Here is a 9,425-nt window from a genome sequence, read left to right on the forward strand (position 1 = left end):
GCCCCGGCCCCCAGCCGCCCTGGGGACCACCGCCCGGACCATCCCGGCCGCCGTCGCGGACATGGCGGGTGCTGCGGCTGGTCAACCCGTTCTTGGCCGTACGCCAGGTGTGCAGGCCGTCGCGGCCGGACCGGGTGGACGACCCGGCGGTGCGGAAAGTCCAGGTCCTGCGCGCGGTGGTCGGACTCCTCGCGTTCGTGTGGGTCCTGGTGTCGTACCGTCTCGCCTCGGACGCCAAGTCCGTGGCCTACGAGCGGGTCGACCAGGTCCTGACGTCCGCGGCCCTGCTACCGGCCACGTTTCCGATCGTCGTCGGCGCGTTCATCCTCGGAAGCCGTCCGCCTCACCGCCGTATGTATCTGCTGCGGACGCTGAAGCCGCTCGGGGCGCTCCTGGCACTGGGCGGCGCCCTCCTGTACTTCGTGCTGCTCGCCTCCGGGACACTGACCGGCGGCCCCATCGGGGAGCCTCCCGAGAATCCGTCCCCGTCCGACTACGCGCTGCTCATGTACTTCCTCTTCCTCGTCGTCCTGGGGCTGTGGGTATTCATATTCCTGTGCTACGGCATCGCCCTCACGCTGGTGCACATGCTCCGCACCGCCGACATTCACGAGGTCCTTCCCCCGGTCATCGCGATCGTCCTGGTCTGGGAACTCGCAGTCATGGAGCTGTTCTCCAACAACTATGACGGCGCCCCTCTAGCGGTACGGGCCGCGCTGATCCTCGGCGGTCCGGTGTCGGTCACATGTGTGGGCCTCTGGGAACTGCGCCGCCTCAGAACCCGCCACGGTCGCACACTGCGGCAGGCACTCGGCCGCTGACCCACCTCCGTGCGCGTTCGTTCCACCCGGCGAGACACTGGGCACCGCGTCGGCCAGGGGCCGGGCGTTCGCTCGACCGAAGCCGAACGGACAACCCGGCCGTTACCGGGGGCTGCTTTTCAGGACCTCTTTGCGATTGACGGTGTCGCCGCTGAGCTGCGTGGGGTGAAGGTAGGGCGCGGTGCCGCGGTCGGCGGTCTGCGCCGAGGTGATGGTGAGGTCGTAGTGAGCCCACACCATGGCGGCGTCGGCCAGGCGGCGTGCCGTGGCGCGGATGAGATGCACGTCCGGTGAACCGGGGACGATCAGCAGAACGGGCTCGCCGCGGTCCAGGTCGGCCGCGGTGGGGTCGTCGGGCCAGATCGCCACGCGCAGACAGCGATCGTCGATGACGCGCAGCTCTCCCCAGTCCGGAACGCAGATCCAGGGCCGGTCGTCCGCGGCACAGGTGATCATGATGACGGGACGCTGCCGCGCCTGGGAGCTCCTGATCGCGTCGATGGAGGTCGAGAGGACGTCGGGCGAGGCTGTCGTCGGCGCATCCGGCCTGCGTCGGAGGTTCGGTCGGCGCCGCTCGGGTGAGAACCAATCCAGAACCATATGGAACTTATGTTCGATACTAGTGGATGCGGATGACATGGCGCCATGTCGCCTGGTCGCCGGGCGGAGTCCTCGCTTATCCGAGGGCCGGGGTCGCCGGGCTTGATCTTCGGTAGGCGGTGGGACTCTTGCCGAAGGTTCTCTTGAATCGATGGGTGATCGCAGTAGGCAGGCGAGGATGGTGGCTTTGCCTGGCCATGGACAGGCCGGAATGGGTGCTGGGGTTGATGTAGTGGGTTCTTGATTAAAATGCGGTTGGGGTCGTGACTGGCGTCTTGGGATGGATGTAACCATCGGGGAGCGGCTCTCTTGCAAGATGTCGTGCCGTGCGCCTGGGCTTCTGAGGTCGGAGCGAGGAGGCGCGGCGCCGGTGCTGTATCTCGATTCCCCACTGCTTCCCATGGGTCGGCCCCGACTGATCGGGGTCGTCAACATCACTACCGACTCGTTTTCGGATGGCGGCAGGTTCCTGGACGCCGGAGACGCCGTGGCGCATGCCCGGCGATTGCGTGCGGAGGGCGCCGACGTCATCGAGCTCGGCCCCGCGGCGAGTCATCCGGATTCGCAGCAGGTGTCCGCCGAAGAAGAGATGCGGCGGCTGGCCGACGTCATCGACGAACTGGTCGCCGACGGCATTGCGGTGTCGGTGGACTCGTTTCGGTCCGAGACCCAGCGTTTCGCCGTCGCGCGGGGGGCAGCGTTCCTGAACGACATACAGGGCTTCCCCGACCCTGGCCGGTACCGGGAACTGGCGGGCATGAACTGTCGGCTCATCGTCATGCACTCCGTCCAGCGGACGGGCCCGGCCACCAAGATGCTGACCGATGCGGAAACGGTGTGGACGGGCATTGAGCGGTTCTTCTGCGAGCGCCTTGCCGCACTTCAGGCGGCGGGTGTCGACCGGGAGAGGCTGGTCATCGACCCCGGGCTCGGCTACTTTATCGGGCGCACTCCAGAGCCGTCGGTGATGACACTTTCGCGGCTGCGGACGCTGAAGTCCCGGTTCGGCCTGCCGGTCCTGGTGTCGCCTTCGCGCAAGTCGTTCCTTCGGGCGCTCACCGGGCGCGACCTGGCGCGTATCGGTCCCGCGACGCTGGCGGCGGAACTGCATGCCGCGCGACAGGGCGTGGACTTCATCCGCACTCACGACGTCGCCGCCATCGGTGATGCGCTGACGGTCTTCAAAAGTCTGGACGAACACAAGGGGCGGCCCTGATGAGTCAGCAAGAGGCGATCGTCGCGGTGCTGCGGAGAGGCGACCGGGTGCTGGTCATACGCCGAGGTCCACAGGCACGGCGGCCGGGATACTGGGCGCCGCTCAGCGGCAGGATCGAACCCGGAGAGACCCAGGAAGAAGCCCTCACCCGCGAAGTCCACGAGGAGGTCGGGCTGCAGGTCTCCCCACTGGCGAAGGTGTGGGAGTCGGAAACCGACGACCGGCGATTCCGCCTGCACTGGTGGACGGCCGAAGCCGAAACAGGCGCGGTGATTGCCGACCCGGGAGAGGTGAGCGACGCCCGGTGGGTCACCGCGGAAGAGTTCCTGACGATGGCCCCCGTCTTCCCCGCCGATCGCGAATTCTTCGAGGAAGTCTTCCCAAGGCTCTAACCGGGTGGAACCGCGCCGATCCAGCGGTGATAGGCGTCCACATCGACGTTGCTGCCGCACAGGATGGTGGCCACGTGTCGTCCGGCGAAGCGGTCGCGGTCTTCGAGGATCGCGGCGATGCCGAGCGCGGCCGACGGTTCGACGATGAGGCCCGCGTGGTCGAGGAGCATCCGCATACCGGCGATGATCGACGCCTCCTTGACCAGGACCGCGTCGTCGGCGACCAGGAGGAGGTCGTCCAGGACGTCCGGGATGGGACGCCGTCCCGCGACGCCGTCGGCGATGGTGTCGGTCGATTCGGTGGTGACGACCCGCCGCCCGCGCCACGAGTGCGTCATCGCCGGTGCGCCCAGCGGCTGGACGCAGATCACCTCGACCTCGGGCGCCAGGGCCTTCACGACATGGCCCACACCGGTGGCCATCGCCCCGCCGCCGAGAGCGATGAGAACGGCATCGAACGACGGCGCGGTGTCCACCAGTTCGAGGCCGATGGTCGCCGCGCCCTCGCAGGTCTCGATGTCCAGGCTGTCCTCGACCAGCCGGATGCCGTCGTAACGCGCGATGGCCGCCGCCCGCTCGCGCGCCATGTCGAAGTCGCCGTCCACCAGCTCCAACCTGGCGTCCCGTGCGCGGATGCGGTCGAGCTTGGCCGCAGGCGCGGCGCGGGACGCCACGACGATGACGTCGAGCCCGCGGCGGCGGCCGGACCAGGCGAGCGCCTGGCCGAGGTTGCCCGCGCTGGCGCACACCACGCTGCGCGAGCCGCCGCCGGCGAGCAGGGTCGCGACGACCTCGGTGCCGCGTCCCTTGAAGCTGCGGACCGGGTTCGCCGTTTCGAGCTTGATGCTCACCGCGCACCCAAGGCCGGGCTCCAGCGCCTCGCAGCGGTACAGCGGAGTGTCGAGGAACACCGGGTCGATCACTCGGCGAGCCGCCCGGATCCGGGCATCGTCGAGACGCGTCTCCCTCACGACACCGGAGCGTAGTCCCGCCGATGCCATCACATTCTCGGCGAGGCGGGGCTCGCCGACCAACTCGGTGAACCGCCGGGCCAGGGTGGTGCGGGAAGCGTGCGCGGCGTCGGCGAGGGAGGCCAGCGTCCAGGGACGGGCCGGATCGGCGTGGACGGCCCGCAGGGCCGGGCCGACGACCGGGTCGCTCAGGGCCAGGTACCAACCGGGGCGTACCGCTTCGGGGCGGTCGAACCAGTCACGAAGCGTGCACACCAGCAGCCAGTCGAGCAGGCGGTCGAGGACGACCTGGCGGCCCGGCCGGCAGGCGTCCAGCTGGGCCTCCAGGTACCCGCGCATGGAGGCGCAGTCGTGGTCGTCCGCGACGACGAGCATCGGTGGCAGCACGGCGACCAGGCGGCGGGCGACCTCACCGGTCAGCCGGTACGAGGCGGTCAGCAGGACCGTCTCGTCCGAGCCGGCGGCACCGCCTTCGGTGCGCGGCGCGTCGGCGTGGGCGAACACGAACGGCTCCGGTCCGCGGACGACGGCGGCCTCGCCCGTCTTGACCGGTCGGGCGAGGTCGCCCTGTGTGAGCACGCCTTCGCCGCGCATGAGCACACACAGGCACACGTCAGCGGCGGGCCGTCGGTGAACCGCAGCCCACCCGGGTCCGTCAGCGAGGCGGTGCCGAAGGCGGCGCCCGCACCGCGGACGCCTTGCAGCAGGTCATCGAACGGGTCCACTTCATCACGATATAGCCGGACCCCACTCGGGACGATCGGGAAGGTCCGCGGAACGATCACCCATGCCCGACGCCCCTTCCGCCGGGTTGGCTGAGGCCATGGACGAGATCTTGGTAATGGCGGCGACGGGCAAGACCGGGCGCCGCGTGGCGAGCCGGCTGGGAGCTCAGGGCAGGCGGGTGCGGCGCGCCTCGCGCTCCGCGGAGGTGCGTTTCGACTGGACCGATCCCGGCACCTGGGAGAAGACCCTGGAGGGCGCACGGGCCGTGTACCTGGTCGCGCCCGACGATCCCGGGCCCGTCGGCGCCTTCGTCGAGCAGGCCGTCGGCAGCGGGGTCCGGCGGCTCGTGCTGCTGTCGGGCCGGGGGATCGAGCATGTCGGGCCCGACTTCGCGCAGGGCATGGCGGAGGCCGAACGCGCCGTGCGCGGTTCGGGCGCGGAGTGGACGATCCTTCGCCCGAACCAGTTCGACCAGAACTTCGACGAGGACGTGTGGCTCGCGCCGCTGCGGGCGGGACGGCTGGCACTGCCCATCGGAGCGACGCCCGAGCCGTTCATCGACGTGGAAGATGTCGCGGCGGCGGCCGTGGCGGCATTGACCCGGGACGGACACGCGGGACGTGTCTACGGACTGACCGGTCCGCGGGCGCTGACCTTCGGTGAGGCGGTCGCGACGATGGCGGGGGCGGCGGGACGGTCGATCGAGTTCGCCGAGCTGACGCCGGAGGCCTACCGGGCCGAACTCCTGGCGGAGGGCTGGCCCGAGGAGGCGGCGAACGCGATGAACGGCATGTTCGCGCTGCACCGGGCAGGACACCTCGCCGAAGCGACCGACGACGTCCACCAGATGCTGGGCCGCCCTCCGGCGCCCTTCGAGGACTACGCCGTACGAACGGCGGCGTCCGGCGCCTGGTCGCTCTGAGCATCGCTGCGGCCCTCGGGCCGCAGCCCCCTCGGGGCACCGGGTCGTACAGGAATGCGATATGGCGTCTCGCTTGACGGGATCAGGGGGGCTCGCTTACGGTTTGCGGGAGATCTTCCACCGTCGGGAGCACGCCATGATCCGAGCAGCCTCGCGAGGGCGCGGGCCCGGTGTGCGCGGTTACTCCGAGCCGTTGCGCGTGCGTCCTCCGCGTACCGGTATGCGTCCCGGTACGGCGGCGGGCCTTCCGCAGACGCCCTTCTAATTCGCGACGTCCGCAGCCCTTTCCAAGGGCCGCGGCGTCCCGTCCGCGGCCTGCCCTCCTTCCTGAACTGCGAGGCATCATGTCCACGACCGTCGACCTGTCCCCGATTTCCGGTCCGTCCGCCTGGCGCGGGGACGAGCTGGCCGGTTCCACCGAGTGGATCTACCACCTGTCCGACGCCGAGCGGGACGAGTTGCAGGCCATCGGCAGCCGCTTCGTCGCCGACGACCCCGACCTGCGTACGGTCACCGCCGACGACTACCCCCTGGACGCCTGTACCGGCCTGATCGAGGAGTGCGCCCAGCAGATGGACGCCGGGCGCGGCTTCATCCTGATCCGCGGCCTCCGCACCGAGGAGTACGGCGACACGGTCGCGGGCGCGATCTTCTACCTGATGGGCCTGCACCTGGGCTCGCCGATGCCGCAGAACCAGTACGGCGACGTGCTCGACCACGTCATCGCCACCTCGAACAAGACCATGGACGACCCGACGGCGCTTCCGTCGCGGGTGCGTGACCGGCTGCCGTTCCACTCCGACAGCTCCGACGTCGTCGCCCTGATGTGCCTGCGCGGCGCCCGTGCGGGCGGCGCGTCCAGCCTGGTCAGCGGCACCACGATCTACAACGAGATCCTGCGGCGCCGCCCCGGCCTCGCGCCGCTGCTGTTCGAGGAGTGGCACTGGGACTGGCGCCGGCAGGACCCCGACGCCCCCGCCGACACCTACACCTCGCCGATCTGCAGCTACGTCGACGGCGTCTTCAGCACCTACGCCGGCGCCCAGATGATCTTCACGGCGCAGGAGTACCCGGAGGTGCCGCGGCTGACCGAGGCGCAGATCGAGGTCCTCAACCTGTTCGACGAGATCGCGCAGGAGCCCGGCCTTCCGCTGGACATGGACTTCCAGCCCGGCGACGTCCAGTGGCTCCTGAACTACGCCGCCCTGCACTCGCGCACCGAGTACGACGACTACCCCGAGCCCGAGCGGCGCCGCCACCTGCTGCGGCTGTGGCTGCGGCGGGAGGTCGGACGGCCGATGGTGCCCGGCTTCGGCAAGAACGTCATCAACACGCCCGATGGCAAGGCCAAGGAGCCCCTGCCCGGCGGCCGCTTCCAGATCGCCGACGCGGTCGTTCCCAACGAGTCCTGGGGCCTCTGACCCCTCTCAGCGCGTGGCCCCGTCCCAGGAGCGGTGTGGACGGGGCCACGGCGTCGTCAGGGCGAACTCGCGCTCGCGCGGCACCACCGGCGGGTGGCGGGGAGCGAAGCCATGACCACGGCGGCGACCGCCAGGACGGCCGCCAGTGGGCAGAGGAAGAAGAGCATCACGGAGTACAAGGCGAACGAGTCGGCGTCCGCCCCGGTGAGGAAGAACTGCACGCTCACACTCGTCAGGTGCAGGGCCGCCACGCCGCCGGTCATCGCGACCATCCGCCGCCCGGCCTCCTTGCGCTGGAAGAGCCACAACGCGCCCGTGGCGAGGACGGCCACTTCCACGATGACCGCCATCAGGTTCACCCCGATCAGCACCCAAGGCGCACCGGGCTCTCGGAAGGAGTCGACGGCCATGAAGATGACCAGCAGGAGTCCGAGAATGCTCAGCAGGGCGAGCGTGCCCGCAGCGGTCGCGGTCACGCCGCCGCGGTCGGCCGTCGGCTCCGTCCGCCCATACGCCTCCCGCTGACCGGTCGCCGGCCTTGTGTCGCCCCCGCGCCATGGGGGCGTCGTCCAGTCGGCGGAGGCTGAGAGGGGCCCCAGGGCGCGCAGGCGTCCGGCGACGGTGGCCGCGTCCTTGGGCCGGTCGCCGGGGCGTTTGGCCAGCAGTTCCAGGATCAGGGCGCTCAACCGGTCGTCGATGTCGGGCCGCAGCGATCGCGGTGGCGCCGGGGCGCGGTTGAGGTGCTGGTGCAGGACGGAGCCGACGCCTGACCCGGTGTCCACCCAGGTGGTTCCGGTCAACAGGTGGTACAGGACGCAGCCGAGCGCGTACAGGTCGGTGCGTTCGTCGACGTCACGGCCTTCGATCTGCTCGGGCGCCATGTAGAGCGGAGTCCCCGCCGCCGACCCGCTGGCGGTGATCCTGGTGGCGTCGGCGAGGCGGGAGATCCCGAAGTCGCAGACCTTGACCCGGCCGTCGTCGGTCAGGAAGAGGTTGGCCGGTTTGATGTCGCGATGCACCACCCCTTGCCGGTGGGCGGCGGTGAGGGCGTCGAGGATCTGCACGGCCCAGTCCGTCACCTGCGCGACGGGCAGCCCGGCCGGATGCGCGGTCAGCACCGAGGCGAGGTCGCGCCCCTGCATCAGCTCCATCACCAGGAAGAAGAGGCGCAGCCCTCCGTCGGTGTGCTCGTCGATGTCGAAGACGGTCGTGACGCCGGGGTGGTTCACGGTCGCGGCGTTCTCGGCCTCCCGCCGGAACCGGGCCACCTCCGTCCCGTCGGCGGCGCCGCTCAGCGGCAGGATCTTCACCGCCACCGGGCGGCGCAGGCGCTGGTCGACGCCCCGCCACACCTCGCCCATCCCGCCCCGGCCGAGCATGTCCTCCAGCCTGTAACGTCCAGCCAGCACAAGGCCGCTGCGCATCGACTCTCCTCAGCCTGGGGGCGCCGAAGCTCGTTCGGCAGCTGGATCCGGGGGCGGGATCCGAGCGTCATCGACGCGCGAATGCCTCACGGCAGCTTAATGACCGGAGCGCGCAAGGCCCCACCGACCCGGTCGTGCGGACGGGCCGCGTCCTCACCGCAGGAACACGCCGTACTCGGCGATCCGCGGAGTGAGCGCCGGGGGGAGGTCGGCCATCAGTGACACTTCCTCGGCCGAGACGAAGCCGCCCGTGTCGGCACGGACGCGGACGATGCGGTCGGCCAGTTCGGGCGTGATCCCCGGAATCCCCGACAGCGCCGGCGCGGGGGCGTGGTTGACGTCGATGAGCCCGCCGTCGTCGAAGGAGCGCTGCAGGTCGGGACGGCCGATCCCCATCTCCACCGCCAGCGCCGGGTCGCGGCTCGCCATCTCGGCCGCCCGGACGCGCAGTTCCCGGCGCCGCTGCGCCTCCCCCTCGGCGAGCGCCAGGGAGTCCATGAGGGTTTCCCGCGGGCTGAAGACCTTGCGGCGGATGGCCAGCGCGTGGCCCGTGCCGACGGTGACCAGGGTCAGGAAGGACGCCGCGAACAGCGCGTCGCCGGTCGTGCCGTCCTCGGCCCCCGCCGTGACGAACCCGAGGATGACGAGCGCGAGATAGATCGGCTGCACCAGCCACAGCAGGACCGACCGAAGCCGCACGGCCGCGATGAACATCGTGATGGACGTGCCCATGCCCAGCGTGTAGATCGGGCTCAGCGCCCAGATGTAGCTGCCAATGGTGCGTCCGGGTCCGAATTTCTCCATGACTACCTCCACCGTCCCATCTGAGGGACGCAGGTCGGTACCGCCCGGTTCACTCTCGGGAGAGGATCCGCTCGTACAGGCGGGAGTAGGCCGCCAGGGAGTCCAGGTCGAGCACGTCGCGCCTCGGG

The 9,425-nt window shown here is 70.4% G+C and carries 9 protein-coding genes, 1 pseudogene and 1 riboswitch; of the genes and pseudogenes, 5 read left to right on the forward strand and 5 right to left on the reverse strand.

The window, feature by feature from the left end; translation table 11 throughout:
* The coding region (locus E1281_RS32840; RefSeq protein ID WP_207943628.1) for a hypothetical protein at nucleotides 1–821 on the forward strand (821 nt) is incomplete at its 5' end.
* Between the two features lie 102 nt (nucleotides 822–923).
* Here the strand turns inward: E1281_RS32840 and E1281_RS32845 are convergent.
* Complete coding sequence (locus tag E1281_RS32845) at nucleotides 924–1,460, reverse strand: hypothetical protein (protein ID WP_131883607.1); 537 nt, start codon at nucleotides 1,458–1,460, stop codon at nucleotides 924–926.
* A 214-nt stretch (nucleotides 1,461–1,674) separates the two neighbouring features.
* Nucleotides 1,675–1,766: riboswitch (ZMP/ZTP riboswitch) on the forward strand.
* Nucleotides 1,767–1,791: 25 nt separating this feature from the next.
* Between E1281_RS32845 and folP the strand changes: the two genes are divergently transcribed.
* Together folP and E1281_RS32855 are read left to right on the forward strand one after the other, a co-directional pair.
* Nucleotides 1,792–2,637, forward strand: a complete 846-nt coding sequence (gene folP, locus E1281_RS32850) for a dihydropteroate synthase (RefSeq protein ID WP_243717663.1) — start codon at nucleotides 1,792–1,794, stop codon at nucleotides 2,635–2,637.
* Nucleotides 2,637–3,029 (forward strand): NUDIX domain-containing protein, encoded by a 393-nt coding sequence (locus tag E1281_RS32855; RefSeq protein ID WP_131883608.1) that lies wholly within the window; start codon nucleotides 2,637–2,639, stop codon nucleotides 3,027–3,029. The genes folP and E1281_RS32855 overlap by 1 nt, the downstream gene beginning before the upstream one ends.
* On the opposite strand, the gene E1281_RS40720 is transcribed toward E1281_RS32855, so the two are convergent.
* A complete protein-coding gene (locus E1281_RS40720; RefSeq protein WP_207943629.1) occupies nucleotides 3,026–4,030 on the reverse strand; it encodes a pyridoxal-phosphate dependent enzyme in 1,005 nt (334 codons plus the stop codon). The genes E1281_RS32855 and E1281_RS40720 overlap by 4 nt on opposite strands.
* A gap of 210 nt (nucleotides 4,031–4,240) precedes the next feature.
* Nucleotides 4,241–4,681 (reverse strand): annotated as a pseudogene (locus E1281_RS40725) (cupin domain-containing protein); the annotation flags it as partial.
* Between the two features lie 142 nt (nucleotides 4,682–4,823).
* On the opposite strand from E1281_RS40725, the gene E1281_RS32865 reads away from it, so the two are divergent.
* Both E1281_RS32865 and E1281_RS32870 read left to right on the forward strand, forming a co-directional pair.
* Nucleotides 4,824–5,648, forward strand: coding sequence for an NAD(P)H-binding protein (locus E1281_RS32865; protein WP_131883610.1), 825 nt, complete (start codon nucleotides 4,824–4,826; stop codon nucleotides 5,646–5,648).
* 344 nt (nucleotides 5,649–5,992) lie between these two features.
* The gene (locus tag E1281_RS32870) at nucleotides 5,993–7,069 is read left to right on the forward strand and encodes a TauD/TfdA family dioxygenase (protein ID WP_131883611.1); all 1,077 of its coding nucleotides are present in this window, start codon (nucleotides 5,993–5,995) and stop codon (nucleotides 7,067–7,069) included.
* 56 nt (nucleotides 7,070–7,125) lie between these two features.
* On the opposite strand, the gene E1281_RS32875 is transcribed toward E1281_RS32870, so the two are convergent.
* Together E1281_RS32875 and E1281_RS32880 are read right to left on the reverse strand one after the other, a co-directional pair.
* On the reverse strand, nucleotides 7,126–8,493 hold the full coding sequence (locus E1281_RS32875) for a serine/threonine-protein kinase (protein WP_131883612.1): 1,368 nt from the start codon (nucleotides 8,491–8,493) through the stop codon (nucleotides 7,126–7,128).
* A 153-nt stretch (nucleotides 8,494–8,646) separates the two neighbouring features.
* A complete protein-coding gene (locus tag E1281_RS32880) occupies nucleotides 8,647–9,297 on the reverse strand; it encodes a helix-hairpin-helix domain-containing protein (RefSeq protein WP_131883613.1) in 651 nt (216 codons plus the stop codon).
* Nucleotides 9,298–9,425 lie beyond the last annotated feature (128 nt).

The sequence above is a fragment of the Actinomadura sp. KC345 genome, assembly GCF_004348515.1.
Classification (GTDB): domain Bacteria; phylum Actinomycetota; class Actinomycetes; order Streptosporangiales; family Streptosporangiaceae; genus Spirillospora.